Annotated in this window: 16 protein-coding genes; 3 read left to right on the forward strand and 13 right to left on the reverse strand. The window is 58.0% G+C overall.

What is annotated here, in order from left to right:
- Window positions 1-31 precede the first annotated feature (31 nt).
- Genes BH714_RS05445 through BH714_RS05465 form a run of 5 tightly spaced genes read right to left on the reverse strand, consistent with a single transcriptional unit; the run spans window position 32 to window position 4,818 of the window.
- Window positions 32-802 (reverse strand): 3-hydroxybutyrate dehydrogenase, encoded by a 771-nt coding sequence (locus BH714_RS05445; RefSeq protein ID WP_032681201.1) that lies wholly within the window; start codon window positions 800-802, stop codon window positions 32-34.
- 10 nt (window positions 803-812) lie between these two features.
- Window positions 813-2,207: a GntP family permease gene (locus BH714_RS05450; protein ID WP_176399550.1), complete on the reverse strand. Its 1,395-nt coding sequence runs from the start codon at window positions 2,205-2,207 to the stop codon at window positions 813-815.
- 53 nt (window positions 2,208-2,260) lie between these two features.
- Window positions 2,261-3,442, reverse strand: coding sequence for an acetyl-CoA C-acetyltransferase (locus BH714_RS05455; RefSeq protein ID WP_040017266.1), 1,182 nt, complete (start codon window positions 3,440-3,442; stop codon window positions 2,261-2,263).
- A 9-nt stretch (window positions 3,443-3,451) separates the two neighbouring features.
- The gene (locus BH714_RS05460; protein WP_014169704.1) at window positions 3,452-4,108 is read right to left on the reverse strand and encodes a CoA transferase subunit B; all 657 of its coding nucleotides are present in this window, start codon (window positions 4,106-4,108) and stop codon (window positions 3,452-3,454) included.
- Between the two features lie 2 nt (window positions 4,109-4,110).
- Window positions 4,111-4,818, reverse strand: a complete 708-nt coding sequence (locus tag BH714_RS05465) for a CoA transferase subunit A (RefSeq protein WP_040019020.1) — start codon at window positions 4,816-4,818, stop codon at window positions 4,111-4,113.
- A gap of 140 nt (window positions 4,819-4,958) precedes the next feature.
- On the opposite strand from BH714_RS05465, the gene BH714_RS05470 reads away from it, so the two are divergent.
- Window positions 4,959-5,882: a LysR family transcriptional regulator gene (locus BH714_RS05470; protein ID WP_020884395.1), complete on the forward strand. Its 924-nt coding sequence runs from the start codon at window positions 4,959-4,961 to the stop codon at window positions 5,880-5,882.
- Here the strand turns inward: BH714_RS05470 and BH714_RS05475 are convergent.
- The 8 genes from BH714_RS05475 to ppsR form a co-directional block, all read right to left on the reverse strand.
- Entirely contained in the window at window positions 5,849-6,628 is a 780-nt protein-coding gene (locus BH714_RS05475; RefSeq protein ID WP_040017267.1) for a heme ABC transporter ATP-binding protein, read from the reverse strand. The genes BH714_RS05470 and BH714_RS05475 overlap by 34 nt on opposite strands.
- Entirely contained in the window at window positions 6,621-7,613 is a 993-nt protein-coding gene (locus tag BH714_RS05480) for a FecCD family ABC transporter permease (RefSeq protein ID WP_040017268.1), read from the reverse strand. Before BH714_RS05480 ends, BH714_RS05475 begins: the two co-directional genes overlap by 8 nt.
- The gene (locus tag BH714_RS05485; protein WP_040017270.1) at window positions 7,613-8,434 is read right to left on the reverse strand and encodes a heme/hemin ABC transporter substrate-binding protein; all 822 of its coding nucleotides are present in this window, start codon (window positions 8,432-8,434) and stop codon (window positions 7,613-7,615) included. Before BH714_RS05485 ends, BH714_RS05480 begins: the two co-directional genes overlap by 1 nt.
- The gene (locus BH714_RS05490) at window positions 8,431-9,459 is read right to left on the reverse strand and encodes a hemin-degrading factor (RefSeq protein WP_040017271.1); all 1,029 of its coding nucleotides are present in this window, start codon (window positions 9,457-9,459) and stop codon (window positions 8,431-8,433) included. Before BH714_RS05490 ends, BH714_RS05485 begins: the two co-directional genes overlap by 4 nt.
- A 47-nt stretch (window positions 9,460-9,506) precedes the next feature.
- Window positions 9,507-11,492, reverse strand: a complete 1,986-nt coding sequence (locus BH714_RS05495; protein WP_040017272.1) for a TonB-dependent hemoglobin/transferrin/lactoferrin family receptor — start codon at window positions 11,490-11,492, stop codon at window positions 9,507-9,509.
- Window positions 11,493-11,568: 76 nt separating this feature from the next.
- Complete coding sequence (gene hemP, locus BH714_RS05500; RefSeq protein ID WP_020884389.1) at window positions 11,569-11,757, reverse strand: hemin uptake protein HemP; 189 nt, start codon at window positions 11,755-11,757, stop codon at window positions 11,569-11,571.
- A gap of 164 nt (window positions 11,758-11,921) precedes the next feature.
- The gene (gene aroH / locus BH714_RS05505) at window positions 11,922-12,968 is read right to left on the reverse strand and encodes a 3-deoxy-7-phosphoheptulonate synthase AroH (protein ID WP_025204385.1); all 1,047 of its coding nucleotides are present in this window, start codon (window positions 12,966-12,968) and stop codon (window positions 11,922-11,924) included.
- 152 nt (window positions 12,969-13,120) lie between these two features.
- A complete protein-coding gene (gene ppsR, locus BH714_RS05510; protein WP_020884387.1) occupies window positions 13,121-13,954 on the reverse strand; it encodes a posphoenolpyruvate synthetase regulatory kinase/phosphorylase PpsR in 834 nt (277 codons plus the stop codon).
- Window positions 13,955-14,289: 335 nt separating this feature from the next.
- Between ppsR and ppsA the strand changes: the two genes are divergently transcribed.
- Window positions 14,290-16,668 carry a phosphoenolpyruvate synthase gene (ppsA, locus tag BH714_RS05515; RefSeq protein WP_020884386.1) on the forward strand — a complete coding sequence of 793 codons (2,379 nt, stop codon included), beginning with the start codon at window positions 14,290-14,292 and terminating at the stop codon, window positions 16,666-16,668.
- A 231-nt stretch (window positions 16,669-16,899) separates the two neighbouring features.
- Entirely contained in the window at window positions 16,900-18,300 is a 1,401-nt protein-coding gene (locus BH714_RS05520) for an MFS transporter (RefSeq protein WP_020884385.1), read from the forward strand.
- Window positions 18,301-18,303 lie beyond the last annotated feature (3 nt).

The following is an 18,303-nucleotide window of genomic DNA, read 5'->3' on the forward strand; positions in this document are numbered from 1 at the left end:
GGTGCCAGGTTTTTTTATGCCGATACCGCGGTCACTGTGCGACCCATCCGCCATCCATATTCCAGGCGGCGCCGCGGACCTGTACGGCGCTGTCACTGCACAAAAACAACGCCAGCTCGCCTAGCTGTTCCGGCGTAACAAACTCGCCGGCGGGCTGTTTCTCTGCCAGCAGTTGCTCACGAGCGACATCCGGTGCGACGCCATCGGCAATACGTCTGTCGATTTGCTGCTGCACCAGCGGGGTCAGCACCCAGCCCGGGCAGATGGCATTGGCGGTTATACCGGTGCGGGCGGTCTCCAGCGCCAGGGATTTGGTAAAGCCCACCACGCCATGCTTGGCGGCAACATAGGCGGATTTCTCTTTCGACGCGACCAACCCATGCACGGAGGCGATATTAATGATGCGCCCCCAGTTTTTCGCCTGCATTGCAGGCAGCGCCAGCCGGCTGGTGTGAAAGACGGAAGAGAGGTTGATGGCGATAATGTCGTTCCATTTCTCCACCGGGAACGCATCAACAGGTGCGACGTGCTGTATACCGGCGTTGTTGATCAGAATATCGACTCCACCATACCGGGTTTCGGCGTAGTGCATCATGGCTTCAATCTGCTGGACGTCACGCAGGTCCGCATCGTGATAGCCCGGCGTTTTACCCCGTTTCGCGATTTCGTCTCTTGCCGATTCACTGTCGCCGAAACCGTTAAGAATCAACTGCGCGCCGGCCTTCGCCAGCACGCCAGCGATCCCAAGTCCAATACCACTGGTCGAGCCGGTCACCAGTGCGGTTTTACCGTTCAGATTCATTTTATTCTCCTTACACAATGCCGGTGAGATAGAACACGGCAATGACAAAAAGCACCGCCAGACTTTTGATGAGAGTGATAGCGAAAATGCCGCCATACGCCTGACGATGGCTCAGACCCGTAATGGCAAGCAACGTTATCACGGCCCCGTTATGGGGAAGCGTATCCATGCCGCCGCTGGCCATCGAGGCCACGCGGTGGAGAACCTCCAGAGGGATATTGGCTGCGTGGGCGGCCGCGACAAACGTATCGGCCATGGCCGCAAGGGCGATGCTCATCCCGCCCGACGCCGAACCGGTGATCCCGGCAAGCACGGTCACGCTGATGGCTTCGTTGAGCAACGGGTTCGGGATAGCGGCGAGCGCTTTGGATAAGACCAGAAAACCGGGCAGCGCAGCGATCACCGCCCCGAAACCGTATTCAGATGCGGTATTCATTGCCGCCAGAATGGCGCCGCTGACCGCCGTCCGGCTGCCTTCTGCCAGCCGTCCCCGGATATTGCGAAATCCAAAAAGCAGTACCATGACAATACCCGCGATCAGCGCCGCTTCCACGGCCCAGATGGCGGTGATTTTGCTGACCTCGGTGACAATCGGCTTCGCCAGTCCGGGCAGGATAAGCTCATGTTGCGTCCCGTACCAGCCGGGGATCCAGCGGGTAAACAGCAGGTTGAGGATCCCGACCAGCAGCAGAGGGGAAATGGCGATCAGCGGATGGGGCAGATTAATGTTGTCCGGCGTTTCAGGTTCATTTTTCAGATCGAAACCGTAGCCCTCATTGTTGTTGAGCGCCTTTCGCCGCTGACGCTCCAGCCAGAGCAGGCCAAAACAGAGGATAAACAGCGAGCCAATCAGACCAAGCCACGGGGCAGCCCAGGCGTTAGTGCCAAAGAAGCTGGTGGGGATAATGTTCTGGATCTGCGGCGTGCCGGGCAGGGCGTCCATGGTAAACGAGAACGCACCCAGAGCCACGGTTGCCGGGATAAGACGTTTGGGGATGCCGCTCTGGCGGAACAGCTCGGCTGCAAAAGGATAGACGGCAAAGGCCACCACGAAGAGCGAAACGCCGCCGTACGTTAACAATGCACACACCAGCACAATGACCGGAATCGCATGGCGGCGCCCGAGGATCTGGATCGCTGCAGCGACGATAGCGCGTGAGAAACCGGAAAGCTCAATCAGCTTGCCAAACACGGCACCCAGCAGGAACACCGGGAAGTAGAGCTTGACGAAGCCGACCATCTTTTCCATAAACAGACCGGTAAACGTCGGGCCGACGGCCCCCGGGTCGGTCAGCAGCACGGCACCCAGCGCCGCGATGGGGGCAAAAAGAATAACGCTGTATCCGCGATAGGCCGCGAGCATCAGCAATGCCAGCGCCGCCAGGGCAATCAACACACTCATTATGACTCCTCACTATCATTGTTATATTCGGGTACCAACGAGATGTCCGGGCGCGGTTAGCGCGCAAGGGTTAATGCAATGCCTTGCCCACCTCCCACACACAGGGTGACGAGCCCTTTTTTCGCGTCGCGGCGTTGCATCTCATGCAGCAGCGTGACGAGGATCCGACAGCCAGAAGCGCCGATAGGGTGGCCAAGCGCAATCGCACCACCGTTTACGTTCACCTTACGTTCATCCCAGCCGAGCAGTTTGCCAACGGCCAGCGCCTGTGCGGCAAAGGCTTCATTCGCTTCAATGACGTCCACCTCATCCAGCGCCCAGCCTGCCCGGGCCAGAGCCGTCTGGCAGGCGCTGACCGGCCCGATGCCCATCACCGATGGATCAACGCCGGTCACGGCATAACTCACGACCCGTCCCAGGATCGGTAATCCGCTTTCCCGCGCTTTTTCACCGCTCATCAACAGCACCGCAGCGGCACCATCGTTCAGGGTTGAGGCATTACCCGCAGTGACCGTTCCATCTTCACGACGAAAGGCAGGGCGCAACTGAGCGAGTTGCTCAGCGGTGGTTCCCGGCCGGGGTTGTTCATCACTGCTGACCAGGCGCGGCGGCTTTTTACCCTCGCTCACCGTGACCGGAGCCATCTCCGCGTCAAACAGACCGCGCGCAATGGCCGACGCCGCTTTTTGCTGCGACCGGGCGGCAAAAGCGTCCTGCTGCTCGCGGGAGATACCATACTGGCGGGCAACGTTTTCCGCGGTGATGCCCATGTGATAATCGTTAAATGCGTCCCACAGGCCGTCCGTTATCATGCTGTCCTGCAACCCTGTATGACCAAAACGCAACCCTGACCGCGCACCGTCCAGCAGGTAAGGGGCATTGCTCATGCTCTCCTGGCCGCCAGCGATAACCACGTCGGCATCGCCGCAGCGGATAGCCTGCGCGGCGAGCTGCACCGCTTTTAAACCAGCACCGCACACCAGATTGGCGGTTGTCGCGGGGGTACTGACGGGCAATCCGGCCGTGAGAGCGGTCTGACGGGCGGGGTTTTGTCCGCACCCTGCCGTCAGCACCTGACCGAAAATCAGTTCGTCTACCTGATCTGCGCACAGCTGGCTGTTCTCAAGCAGGCGACGAACCGCTACGGCACCCAGTTCAACCGCGGAAAGGGAGGAGAGCGATCCGCGAAAACTGCCTACAGGGGTTCGCGTGGCCCCGACAATCATGACCTCATTCATGTTCACTCCTCAGTTGAAGCGCATCTCGCGCACGTCGTCCGCCACGATGATTTTCCCGGCTGTTTTACTGACGATGTCGTCAATACTGACGCCGGGGGCGTATTCCCGCAGAATGAACGCGCCGTCTTCAATCTCCAGCAACGCAAGGTCGGTTAACACCCGACGGATACAGCCAGCGCCGGTCAACGGCAGCGTGCAGCGCGGCAGCAGTTTTGACTCTCCGTTTTTTGCGGCATGGGTCATCACCACAATGATGTTCTGCGCCCCGGCGACCAGATCCATCGCGCCTCCCATCCCTTTCACCATCTTGCCCGGGATCATCCACGAGGCGATGTTGCCTTCGACATCCACTTCGAACGCCCCGAGTACGGTCAGGTCAACATGGCCACCCCGGATCATGGCGAACGACTGAGCCGAGTCGAAGATGGCGGCACCGATCCTCGCGGTGACGGTCTGCTTACCGGCGTTGATCATGTCGGCGTCAAGGCTCTGCTCATCCGGAAAGGCTCCCATCCCCAGCAGGCCGTTTTCAGACTGGAGCATTACGTCCATTCCCGCCGGAATATAGTTCGCCACAAGGGTCGGGATCCCTATCCCCAGGTTGACGTAGTAACCGTCGCGCAGTTCTCGGGCGACGCGCATGGCCATCTGTTCACGGGTTAACATCTTCAGACTCCCTCTGCGCGCAGCGTGCGCTGTTCAATGCGTTTCTCGAACTGGCCGACAATCAGCCTGTCGACGTAGATCCCCGGGGTATGAATGGCCGACGGGGGCAGTTCGCCCGGGGCGACGATCTCTTCCACTTCCACCACCGTTATCCGGCCCGCGGTGGCCATCAGCGGGTTAAAGTTTTGCGCGGTATGGCGATAGATAACGTTGCCGTACCAGTCCGCTTTCCAGCCCTTGATCAGCGCAAAATCGCCGGTGATGGCCTCTTCGAGAACATAATGCTTGCCGGCAAACTGGCGAACTTCCTTGCCAGCAGCTACGGGGGTGCCATAGCCGGTGGCCGTGTAAAACGCCGGAATACCCGCTCCGCCAGCGCGAACCTTTTCTGCCAGGGTTCCCTGTGGGGTGAGTTCCACTTCCAGCTCGCCGCTCAACACCTGTTGTTCGAACAGCGCGTTTTCGCCCACGTACGACGCCACCACTTTTCGTACCTGGCGCGTCTCAAGGAGTATCCCGAGACCAAAACCATCGACGCCGCAGTTGTTTGAAACCACCGTCAGCCCCTGCACCTGACGGCGTCTGACTTCGGCAATCAGGTTCTCAGGAATGCCGCACAGGCCGAAGCCGCCTGCCAGCAATGTCATTCCGTCCATCAGCCCGTCCAGCGCCTGCGCATAGCTGCCGACGCGCTTATCCAGTCCCGCCATAATCATCCCTCCCGTTATCCGTGCCGGTATCATTAGGGGCGGCGACTCATTTGTTAATTTTGAATTTGTGACCCACTCATTTGGTTTTTTTATTAATTTCTTGTTAACTAAATTTTTTCAATTAGTTAACAAGGTGAAAAATGAGAATGAGTGTCAAACAGTTACGCGCGTTTTTAGCGGTAGCTCACACTCTGAATTTCGCGCATGCCAGTGAACGGCTGAATCTTTCCCAGCCGGCGCTTAGCCTGACGATCAAGGGCCTGGAGGAGGCGCTGGGGGGACCGCTGTTGCAGCGCAGCACCCGCAAGGTGGCGCTGACGCAGGAAGGGGAGACCTTTTTACCGATGGCGCGGCAGCTGCTGGCGGACTGGGATAACGCCGAAGAGGCCATGCATCAGTGCTTTACGCTGCAGCGCGGCAAAATCTCAGTCGCGGCGATGCCGTCATTTGCGGCGAATGTCCTGCCGGAGGTGCTCAAGGCGTTTCGCGATCGCCACGCCGGGATCAACGTCACCGTGCACGATGTTATCAACGAGCAGGTAATTGAAATGGTGCGGGAAGGGCGGGTTGAGATGGGGATCGCGTTTGAACCGGCGCCGACCCATAACCTGCTTTTTACGCCGCTGGGTCTCGATCGATTTGTCGCCATTGTGCCGAAATCATCCGCTCTGGCAGCCAAAAAACGCCTGTCATGGGAGGCGCTACTGACGCTGGATTTCATTACCCTGCAGCGCCCTTCGGCCGTTCGTCTGATGATGGAAGAGGAGCTGGCCCGCAGCGGTCGTAAACTGGATGTGGCGCTGGAGAGCCATCAGCTGGTGACGGTGGGCAGAATGGTCGCCAGCGGTCTGGGCGGCAGTGCGGTCCCGGCACTGTGTGAGGCGCAGATGACCTCGTTAGGCGCGGTCTGTATTCCACTCGATAACCCGCCGATTGAAAAATGCATCGGCGTGATCCACCCCGGGCACACGCAGCTTTCAAAAGCGGCGCATGCCCTGCTCGAGACGCTGAAAGATTTTTATCAGCCCGGTCAGGGCGCGAGAAACACCTGCGGTGAGGCGTGAACCGGATGTGGGCCAACGTATACCTGCGCGCCATACCACCGGGCCAGCGCGTCGGCCTGTAAAACCGTTTCCGGCGTGCCCTGAGAAACCAGCGTGCCGTTATGCAGCAGCAGGATCCGGTCCGCCCACAGCGCTGCCAGATTGAGGTCGTGCAGCACCACGCACACGTGAAAATCGCCCTGACGGGTCAGGGATTTCAACAACCGCAGCAGATGCTGCTGGTGGTAAAGATCCAGCGCGGAAGTGGGTTCATCGAGAAACAGCCAGCCGCGCGGACCGCCGTCATGCCAGAGCTGCGCCAGGGCGCGGGCGAGCTGGATCCGTTGTTGCTCGCCACCGGAGAGGGCCGAAAAGCGTCGGTCTGCGAGGGGCAGGCAGCCCGTTATCGCCATTACGGCTTCGACAACCGGGGCTTCCGGGTAGCGCGTCCAGGGCGCGCGGCCCATACCCACCACCGCGTCGACCGGCCAGTCGAATCCGAGCTGCGTATTCTGGCGCATCACTGCCCGGCGGCGTGAAAGCTTTTGCGGGCGCCACGCCTCAAGCGGCGTACCCGCCAGGCTGCATTGCCCGCCAGAAGGCGTGAGATAGCCTGTGAGCAGGCGCAGTAACGTCGATTTTCCGGCACCGTTAGGCCCGATCAACGCCACCATTTCCCCCGGAGATAACGCCAGCGACACGTCGTTGATAAGCGTCCGTTGCCCGACCTGATAAACAAGACGTTCCGCGCGGTAGCGTTCAGCCATGTGCGCCTCCACGACGAAAAATGAGCCACAGGAACCACGGCGCGCCGAAGAGACTGGTCAGTAAACCGACCGGCATTTCAGCCGGTGCGACCAGCGTGCGCGCCACCGTATCGGCAACCAGCAGCAGCGACGCCCCGGCCAGTACGGAGCCGGGGATCACGGCTCGGTGATCGGCGCCCAGCCACATCCGTATCAGGTGCGGCACCACCAGACCGACAAAACCAATCACCCCGCTGACGGCAACCGCGGCGGCAACCAGTAAGGCGCTGCACAGCAACAGGATCCGCTGTACCTTCACTACCGCCACGCCAAGGTAGTGCGCTTCTTCTTCACCCAGCTGCAGTAAATTGAGCGCGCAGGCAAGATGCCAGATCATCAGAACGCCTGGCACCATCAGCGAGGTGACGGCCAGCAGCGTAGACCACTGCGCCTGACCCAGGCTGCCCATGCCCCAGAGGGAGAGCTGGCGAAGCTGGGCATCATTGCTGAGCCATGACAGTACGCCGACTGCCGCACCGCACAGGGCATTGAGGGCAATGCCCACCAGTAACAGCCGTGAAAGTGTGCTGTTACGCTGCTGGCTTAGGACGAAAATGACGAAAGTGGCCGCCAGCGCACCCCCAAATGCCGCGATCATGGGAGCGTAAAGCATCATCAGCGCGGGGAGCGAGAGGGGAATGACCACCCACAGCGCCACGGCCAGCGCCGCGCCGCTGCTGATCCCAAGCAGCCCCGGATCCGCCAGCGGATTACGAAAAAGCCCCTGCATTACGCAGCCTGCCAGCGCCAGCGAGCCGCCGGTGACCAGCGCCAGCAGAACCCGGGGGAGACGAATGGTCAGCCAGATCTGACGCAGGGTTTCATCACTGCCGCGCCACAGCAGACTGACCGGCAGATGCAGTGCGCCAGCCCCGGAGGCCGCCAGCGTCATGATCGTCAGGATGGCGGCCAGCATCCACAGCGACAACGCGATCCGTCGGGACATCAGGGCAGTTGCTCCGCCCGGGTGCGCAATTGCTGTATGGCCTGCGGCGTGCGCACGCTAAAGCCCAGCAGCGCCATATCGTCGATGGCCAGCACCTGCCTGTTCCGTCCCGCCGGCGTTTGCGCCAGGCCGGGAAGTGTCCACACATTCGCTTCGCCACCCAATGCCTTTACGCCATCCTGTGAAATCACGACAAGGTCAGGCTGGCTGGCAATCACGCCTTCCTGGGACAGCGGCTGATAACGGGTAAAGCCCTGCATCGCGTTTTGCAAACCCGCTGCGCGAATGGCTGCATCCGCGGCGGTCTGTTGTCCGGCAGCCATCGCGGTCATCCCGCCGTGGTTGAGGATAAACAGTACCCGTTTGTCGAGTGGCGAGGTGGGCAGGGCTGCCAGCGCCTGGCGCAGCCTGGCGCGCAATGCGTCACCCTGTGCTTCGCGATGCGTCGCTTCGGCAATGACTCGCACCTTTTCGTCAATCACGCTCAGGTCATGACTGTCGGGAACGGTGACGACCCTGACGTGACTTTGCTCGACCTGTTTTAACGCCAGCGAGGGCTGCGCCTGGGCACTGGCCAGCACCAGCGTCGGGCGCATGGATAAAATCCCCTCCGCGTTAAGCTGGCGCAAATAGCCGACGTCGGGCAGGGCGTTCGCCGCCTGCGGCCACTGGCTGGTGCTGTCGCGGGCAACCAGTGACGATCCCGCGCCAAGGGCATAAACAATCTCAGTCACGTCACCCCCCAGGGCGACAATTTTCTGCGGTGTGGCCGCGAACGTCACCAGCGGCAGGGCGCAGAGCAGGGAGAGCCATTTTTTCATGCGGCCAGCCCTTTTCGGGTCAGGGCGTCGACCTGGCTGCGCCACTGACGCTGCTCTGGTTCACCTTCGCTGCGTTGACCGTACAGCTGAGCGATTTGCGTCCCGTCGGCGGCAAAGAGCTCCAGGCTGGTGACGTGCCCGTCAGCGGTGGGTTTACGCGTCACCCATGTTTCGGCGATGGACGTATCCTGCAGATGCAGGGTAAAGGTTGGGTTGAAGATGTTGAGCCAGCCTTTCATCAGGACGACGTTTTCCACCACGCCGGTAAAGATCTGCACGCAGCCGCGGTTGCCGACGAAGATCATCATTTCATTCCCCTCCAGGCGGACCGTTTCCAGCAGCTGTGCCAGAGCAGTGTTGTCTACCCTGCAGGCCAGATCGTCGCCCACCAGACGAAACGCCTGCTGGCGGCTCAGATTGTGGCGCTTCAGCAGGCCGAAGAACTGATGCACGTCGGTCATGGCGCGCCACTCCTGATCAACGAGGGCGGCATCAGCCTTTTCGTTGTGGGCAGGGACATCGGCATGCTTCAGCGCCAGTGGCGGATTATCGGCAAAGATAAAGCGCGTAAGCAGGTCGCCCCAGGCAGAAATATCGGTGTTATCGGTCGTGTAAACTTTCAGCAGGGCATCGCCCTGAAGGTCGAAGAACTGAATGCTCTGACGCTCACCGCGGGCGGTGGTTTCACTGATGTGGAACGCGCTCGCCCACTGGTTGAGAAACAGGCGCAGATCCAGCGCCCGCGGATTCAGTACCAGCCCGGCGTGGCCGCCAAGGTGTTGATGCGTAAACGCGCCCACCTGCTCGTGAACTGCATAGTCGTTACGACAGATGCATTTGGTCTCGCCCACGGCTTCCAGCGCGCCGATGATTTCGCGGATGTCGCCGTGCAGGCGCCAGGCGTCGTGGCCCACGCGGGCGAAGGTCAGCTCTGCTTCGCTGATGTTCATTAAGCCTGCGATGTCACGTGCGTATTGACCCGGATTTTCTTCTTTCAGCGCAAGCCAGCGTGTGTAGTGATTCATTGTCTCTTCCTTTCGAATAAGGGCCCCGGCAGGCCGGGGCATGGGGATTACCACTGGTAACTCACAAAAATCTTACCGTTGCGTCCGTCCTGAGGAATGCCCTGAGGAGACCAGTACGCCTTGTCGAACGCGTTACCCAGCACCAGCGTCGTGGTTACCCCTTTGAGCTGCTCCTGGCCTTTATAACTTACGTAGAAATCGTTAACCGCATAGCCCGGCTGTTCGCTGTAGCTACTGCTGATATGGGTTGAGCGATCGACGAAGGTGCCGATCCAGCCGACGGAGAAACCGCTTTGCGCCACCGGGATATCCAGCTTGCTGGTGACGGTATCCGGGTTGATGCTGGAGATATACTCGCCCGTATCGGTATCTTTTCCCCGGGTGCGGTTATAGGCGACGTCGAGGTTGAACAGGTCGGCCGTGTATTTCGCCATCACGTCCCAGCCCCAGATTTTGGCGTGGGGAACGTTCATGGACATGGTGGTCGCAGCCGCAAAATCGACGCTGGTGGAGATGTAGTCTTTGGCTTTGGTGTCGAAGTAGCTGGCCTTGAACTCCAGCGCATCGTTAGCAAGCATGACGTCGTCAAAGCGCAGTCCGAAGCCAAACTCCTGCGTTTCATTGGTTTCCGGACGCAGGTTCGGGTTCGGTACCCAGTAGTTAGTGTAAAAGCGGCCGATGGAGAAGTGTTTGGCGTCGTTATACATTTCACCCATGGTCGGCGCACGGAAGGCCTGTGCGTAAGAGCCGAACAGCATCAGCCAGTCGGTCGGGCTGACGGTCAGTCCGGCACGGGAGGACCATCTGTCCGCGTTCACATCGTCGTATCCTTCGCTGCTCCCGCGGTAATTATCGTAACGGGTACCGCCGAGAAGCGTGACCGGCAGGTCGCGCAGGGTGATCTCGTCCTGCAGCCAGCCGGAGCTGAAATCGATTTTAGCCTCCGGGAAGCCGGTGGTGGTGCCCCCCGGATGTTGCTCCTGACGGTAGTATTCGCCGCCATAGGTCAGAAGATGTGAGGCAAACGTGTCGCTGAACAGACGGGTGCGGTTTTCCACTTTGCCACCTTTGGTGGTCTGCTTGCGAAACTCGCCGGTGCCGTCAATGTTCTGGGCGTTAATGCGCGCTTCAGACCAGTAGAGTTTCGCATCGGCATTCAGCCAGTCGTTGCCCTGGGGAGCCAGGTGATAGCCCAGCTGAGCGTCTCGCTGAATGGTGGAGCGATCGGTCATGGGATTGCTGCTGGCGTCCGCGGCAGGGGTTTGCGGGTTTTTGGGCTCCTGCGCCGCGTTATTGTAATAGCGCAGGGATCCGCTCAGGGTCTGGGCCGGGTCGATGGCCCAGCGGCCTTTTGCCAGCATGTTGTTGATGGATTCGTCATTCGGTGCTGTTCCACCGTCGCTCTGGCGCAGATCGCCGCGATCGCGGCTCGACCAGGCAACCAGTCCGTCCAGGGTTTCGGTACGCCCGTAAGCGCTGGCCCCCATGCCCAGACTGTGATCGCCCGTCGCGCCCGTACCAAACACGCGGTAGCCGCTGTTTTTTCCCGGTTCCAGCAGGTCATTTGCATCGGCGGTTTCATACGCGATCACGCCCCCCAGCGCGCCGCTGCCGTACAGTAAGGCTGACGGGCCGCGAACCACTTCGATACGTTTAATCAGAGCCGGGTCGAGGAACGTGCTGTTCAGGTGGCCAGTGTCGGTCCCCTGGCGCACGCCATCCACCAGCACCAGTACGCCGCGACGGTCGTAACCGCGCAGGTTGACGTCCTGACCGTTGGTGCGCCCGGTGCCGTCAAGCATCAGGCCTGGGACGTAGCGCAGCAGGTCGGCGGCGGAGCTGGCGGTCTGGTTTTCCGGGGCCGCGGTGTCAATCACGCTGACCATCATCGGGGCTTCGAAGGCGCTGCGTGCGTTGCCGGTGGCGATAACGGTCATGTCATCTGTGGCCGCAAACGCGACGCCCGGCAGGGCGCTGACAATGGATAGTGCAAGACAGGACGGGCGCAAAAATGCGGAATGCAGGTGTGGCATAGCAACTCTCCATAAAGAATCGAAAGCGCTGGCTGCCTGGGGATCACCTGGGTGGCTGGCGAAGGTATTGTGGTATTTATTTGGTGAGGATCAGCTTCCCGGCATGGGTCTGGCGCAACAGATAAAGCTGGCCGTCATGCTCGATGATCACGCGTCCCTCGTCCCCCAGCAGGCTTTTACTGTCGATCCGACGATCGGTGCGCGCTGGGGCAGGTGCTGTGTGTGTGTTTTCGGGCGTTGCCGCGTTGTTATCCGTACGTGACATAATGTTTATAAATAACAATCAATGTAACAATGATAATCATTATCAACAAAGTGAAAATTCACGGCAAGCGTTTTTGTGAAAAAACTGTGATGGGATCAAAACAGAAGCGGATGTGGCCGTGCGCGAACGTAGACCCTCTCCCGCAGGAGAGGGTAAGGTGAGGACTAAAAACGTGAATCGACCGCTGCCGCCAGTTTCTCCAGCAGCAGTTCGCTGTCTTCCCAGCTCAGGCACGGGTCGGTGATCGACTGGCCGTAAACCATTGGCTGTCCGGCTACGATTTTTTGCGTGCCTTCCCGAATAAAACTTTCGGCCATAATGCCCGCGATGGCGGTTGAACCGCTGACGATCTGCTGGCAGATCTCATCACACACGTCCAGCTGGCGGCGATGCTGTTTCTGGCAATTGCCGTGGCTGAAATCCACCACCAGGTGTTCCGGCAGGTCGAACTCGGCCAGCGTTTCGCACGCCGCAGCAATATCTTGCGCGTGGTAATTAGGCTTTTTCCCGCCACGCATGATGATATGCCCGTATGGGTTGCCACTGGTCTGATAAATGGTCATCTGACCGCGCTTATCCGGCGACAGGAACATATGGCTGGCACGCGATGCACGGATCGCGTCAACGGCAATTCGCGTGTTGCCATCGGTACCATTTTTAAAACCAACCGGGCAGGAGAGGGCAGAGGCCATCTCACGGTGGATCTGGCTTTCCGTGGTACGCGCACCGATAGCGCCCCAGCTGATGAGATCGGCGATAAACTGTCCGGTCACCATATCGAGAAACTCGGTGGCCGTCGGTACGCCCAGCTCATTGACCTGCAAAAGCAGTTTACGCGCCAGCTCAATGCCATAATTAACACGGTAGCTGCCGTTCAGATCCGGGTCGGAAATCAGTCCTTTCCAGCCCACGACGGTGCGCGGTTTTTCAAAGTAGGTGCGCATGACAATTTCAAGGCGATGCTGGTACTTGTCCCGCAGTCCCTGTAGCCGTTTTGCGTAATCCATTGCGGCATCCAGATCGTGGATGGAGCAAGGGCCAATCACCACCAGAAGACGTTTGTCTTCGCCATTAAGGATTTTTTCAATGCGACGGCGGGATGCCGTGACATGTTCCGCTACACCCGCGGAAACAGGATGCCGCTGTGCCAGTTCAGCCGGTGTGACCAGGCTGTCAATGCGCGCAGTGCGGAGTTCATCGGTTTTATTCATGAAATGTCTCAGAAAAATTTTTGCTTCATCGGCAGACTACCGGGAAGTGATGGGCATCACCTTAAACCAATCCCTGCTGAATTCAAGTTCGGCGCGTCTGCGCGCCGAGGATGTGGTGATGATACCCGATTCTGAGTTATTGTACTAGCATGTTAGTACATGCGGCGGTTGAGTCCCATGATATCGAGGATTTTGGTGGCGATCTCTTCTACCGAATAGTTAGTGCTGTTTAGCCACGGGATCTGGTTTTTGCGGTACAGCGCTTCCACCTCGGAAACCTCCATTCGACACTGGCGCATTGAGGCGTAGCGGCTGTTCTCACGGCGTTCTTCACGTATTGCCGCCAGCCGTTCCGGGTTGATGGTCAGGCCAAACAGCTTGTGCTGGAGCGGCTTAAGGGCGGCTGGCAGCACCAGATTGTCCATGTCATCAGCAATAAAGGGGTAGTTGGCGGCGCGGATACCGAACTGCATCGCCAGGTAAAGGCTGGTCGGGGTTTTCCCGCAACGCGAGACGCCCAGCAGTATCACCTGCGCCTGGTCGAGGTTACGCAGCGAAATACCGTCGTCGTGCGCCAGGGTGTAATCAATGGCGGCGATACGCGCATCGTATTTGGTGAGGTTGCCGGGGTTCAGCCCGTGCGTTCGGTGGGCGATAGGCGTCGGGTCGAGTTTCAATTCGCTCTGCAGCGGGGCCACCAGCGCCTGGACGATATCCTGACAGAACCCTTCACTTTGCAAAATAATCGCGCGAATTTCAGGGATCACGATGGAGTAGAAGACCAGCGGGCGGACCCCCGTCTGCTGGAAGATGGCGTCAATCTGGTCCTTCACCGCCTTTGCACGGCTCTCATTTTCCACAAACGGCAGCGTGATGCTGTTAATCGAAACGGGGAACTGCGACATCACCGCATGTCCCAGCACTTCGGCGGTAATCGCCGTACCATCAGAAATATAAAAAACGTGGCGATCGACAGCATTATCCATTTTACCCACCCTGAACATCGTACGTAATTGTCTGAAAGCATAAATTAAAAAAGTAAATTACACAGCAAAGAACTTATCCTAATTATAAATGAAACAGTGTTTTTGATTTTCCTGAAAAGTGGATTTCATTTTTCAATTAGCGACTTTATTTTTAGGGTTTTTGGCTGAATATATAGGAATCATCGGGTTAGCGGATGGTGGGAAAGTATCCGAAAAGTTGAAAATTTAAATTGCTTACACGATTCACCGTTTTTTTAGCGGAAATAATTATGCCAGTATAAATACGTAGTCAGGTGTTTCTTACTCCGATCAAATATCACAAAAGGATTGTTTCGATGTCCAACAATGGCTCGTCACCGCTGGTGCTTTGGTATAACCAACTCGGCATGAATGATGTAGACAGAGTTGGGGGCAAAAATGCCTCCCTGGGTGAAATGATTACAAATCTGTCGGGTATGGGTGTCTCCGTACCGAACGGGTTTGCCACAACCGCCGATGCCTTTAACCTGTTTTTAGACCAGAGCGGTGTAAACCAGCGCATTTATGACCTGCTGGATAAAACGGATATTGATGATGTGACCGAGCTTGCGAAAGCCGGTGCCCAAATCCGCCAGTGGATTATCGACACACCTTTCCAGCCGGAACTGGAAAAAGCCATTCACGAAGCCTACAACCAGCTATCAGCGGATGATGCCCAGGCGTCGTTTGCCGTGCGTTCTTCTGCCACCGCGGAAGATATGCCCGATGCGTCATTCGCCGGACAGCAGGAAACCTTCCTTAACGTTCAGGGTTATGACGCCGTGCTGGTGGCGGTGAAGCACGTCTTCGCGTCCCTGTTCAATGACCGCGCCATCTCTTACCGCGTGCACCAGGGCTATGACCATCGCGGCGTGGCGCTTTCTGCTGGCGTACAGCGCATGGTGCGCTCCGACGTGGGCTCTTCCGGCGTGATGTTCTCCATCGACACCGAATCCGGCTTCGACCAGGTGGTGTTCATCACCTCGGCGTGGGGTCTGGGTGAGATGGTAGTACAGGGTGCGGTGAACCCTGACGAATTCTACGTTCATAAGCCGACGCTGGCCGCAAACCGTCCGGCGGTCGTTCGCCGCACGATGGGCTCGAAAAAAATCCGCATGATCTATGCGCCGACGCAGGAGCATGGTAAGCAGGTTAAGATTGAAGACGTACCGCAGGAAATGCGTGACCGTTTCTCCCTGACCGATGCAGAAGTGCAGGAGCTGGCGAAACAGGCGGTACAGATCGAAAAACACTATGGCCGTCCGATGGATATCGAATGGGCCAAAGATGGCAACACCGGCAAGCTGTTTATCGTGCAGGCGCGTCCGGAAACTGTCCGCTCCCGCGGTCAGGTGATGGAGCGTTATACCCTGCACGCACAGGGCAAAATCGTGGCGGAAGGCCGCGCGATTGGTCATCGCATCGGTGCCGGTCCTGTCAAAGTGATCCATGACATCAGCGAGATGAACCGCATTCAGCCAGGCGATGTGCTGGTGACCGACATGACCGACCCGGACTGGGAACCGATCATGAAGAAAGCGGCGGCCATCGTCACCAATCGCGGTGGCCGTACCTGCCACGCGGCAATCATCGCCCGTGAGCTGGGGATCCCTGCCGTTGTCGGTTGCGGTGATGCGACCGAACGCATGAAGGACGATCAGAAAGTGACCGTCTCCTGTGCGGAAGGCGATACCGGTTACGTGTATGCCGATATTCTCGACTTCAGCGTGAAGAGTTCAAGCGTCGATACCATGCCGGATCTGCCGCTGAAGATCATGATGAACGTTGGTAACCCGGATCGTGCGTTTGACTTTGCCTGCCTGCCGAACGAAGGCGTTGGCCTGGCGCGTCTGGAATTTATCATCAACCGTATGATTGGCGTTCACCCGCGCGCGCTGCTGGAATTTGACGACCAGGACGCGAAGCTGCAGAACGAAATCCGCGAGATGATGAAAGGTTACGACTCGCCAAAAGAGTTCTACGTCGGTCGTCTGACCGAGGGGATCGCCACGCTGGGCGCGGCGTTTTATCCGAAGCGCGTGATCGTCCGTCTGTCCGACTTTAAGTCAAACGAATACGCGAATCTGGTGGGGGGTGAGCGTTACGAGCCAGAAGAAGAGAACCCAATGCTCGGCTTCCGTGGCGCCGGACGTTATGTTTCCGACAGCTTCCGTGCCTGCTTCGCGCTGGAATGTGACGCCGTGAAGCGCGTGCGCAACGACATGGGACTGACCAACGTTGAGATCATGATCCCGTTCGTGCGTACCGTGGATCAGGCGAAAGCGGTGGTGGAGGAGCTGGCACGTCAGGGTCTGAAGCGCGGCGAAAACGGGCTGAAGATTATCATGATGTGTGAAATTCCGTCCAACGCCCTGCTGGCTGAGCAGTTCCTGGAGTACTTCGACGGCTTCTCTATCGGCTCGAACGACATGACGCAGCTGACGCTCGGACTTGACCGTGACTCCGGCGTGGTCTCTGAACTGTTTGATGAGCGTAACGAGGCGGTGAAAGCGCTGCTGTCGATGTCCATCCGCGCCGCGAAGAAACAGGGTAAATATGTCGGGATTTGCGGTCAGGGTCCGTCTGACCATGAAGACTTTGCCGCATGGCTGATGGAAGAGGGGATTGACAGCCTGTCCCTGAACCCGGACACCGTGGTGCAAACCTGGCTGAGCCTGGCCGAACTCAACAAGTAACGCCATCAGCACCAGAAAAAGGCGAGGATATATTCCTCGCCTTTTTTATTTCATGCCTTATTTGCGCCCCATCACAAATAAAGTAAAAAACCAAATATCATAATTTGTCTGTTAATTTAGACAATTGTTAGCGCGCAAAGCGTTGCTAATACTTGAGCCTTACCGCGCATTTCCCTCGCTGATGCGCAACTGGTTGAAATACGTTTTAACCTGATAAAAAGGCAAATAACAATGACAATCTCCTCTGTATTGCGTACCAAAGATAAAATAGGTTATGGCTTAGGTGATATGGCCAGTGCGCTGGTCTGGCAAACGGCAACCTTATTTCTCGCCTATTTCTATACGGATGTTTTCGGTTTGCCTGCGGCCATCATGGGTACCATGTTTTTAGTGGTGCGCGTGGTGGATGCTTTTGTCGACCCTTGCATCGGCGCGCTGGTCGACCGCACCCAGACGCGGCACGGTCGCTTTCGTCCCTGGCTATTGTGGTTTGCCATCCCATTTGGCGTAAGCTGCCTTATCACCTTCTATGTACCGGACGTCGGGCCGACGGCGAAAATCGTCTATGCCTGCGTTACTTACGCCATCTTAAGCCTTATTTATTCCGCGATTAACGTCCCGTATTGCGCTATGCCCGGGGCGCTGACGCTGGATCCGCGTGAGCGTCACTCGCTGCAGTCCTGGCGCTTCGGCCTGTCGTTCATCGGCGGGTTGATTGTGACGGTGATCGCCTTACCGCTGGTCTCGCTGTTAGGCCAGGGCAACGTTCAGAAAGGCTATTTCTATGCCATGAGCATGATGGGCCTGCTGGGTATTATTCTCTTCTTCTGCTGTTTCCTGATGACCCGCGAGCGTTATTCCCCGCGTAATGACACCTCGGGTTCGATGATCGGTGATTTAAAACTGCTGGCCGGAAATAGCCAGTGGCGAATTGTTTTCTTGTTTAATATTTTGCTATTAACCGCAGTGGTGACGCGTGGTTCTGCCACCATGTATTACGTGAAATATGTGCTTCTGCGCCCGGAGTTGGTATTTGCCTTTATTGTTTCCGGGATGGTGGCGTCCTTAACGGGGGCATTATTATCTGAACGTCTGTTGGGGAAATTTGACCGCGTCCGCGCCTATCAGTGGACCATTATTTCCTTCGTGATTTTCGGCGCGCTGATTTTCTTCCTGCCGCCTTCGCAGATCTGGCTGATTTTTGGCCTCAACATTATCTTTAGCTTTATTCAGAACCTGACCACGCCGCTGCAGTGGACCATGTTCTCTGATGTGGTCGATTATGAGGAGCATCGCAGCGGCCGTCGTCTGGATGGTCTGGTCTTTTCTACCGCGCTGTTTGCCATCAAATTTGGTCTGGCGCTGGGCGGGGCGGTGGTCGGTTGGGTTCTCGGGATGGTGGATTATGCGCCCGGTCAGGCAACCCAGGCACCGCACGTGCTCTCTACCATTAATGCGCTCTTCACCCTCATCCCCTGCGTGCTGTTCCTCTGTATGGTCGCGCTGCTGACCATTTACAAACTCAACAGCAAGCTCGTCAATTCCATCGCCCGCGAGCTGGCCAGCAAACGCGAGGTGCGAGACGAGACAGGACAACTCACCCCGGCCACCCATTCCGCAATACAGGAGTAACAC

It is taken from the genome of Enterobacter ludwigii (genome assembly GCF_001750725.1).
Classification (GTDB): domain Bacteria; phylum Pseudomonadota; class Gammaproteobacteria; order Enterobacterales; family Enterobacteriaceae; genus Enterobacter; species Enterobacter ludwigii.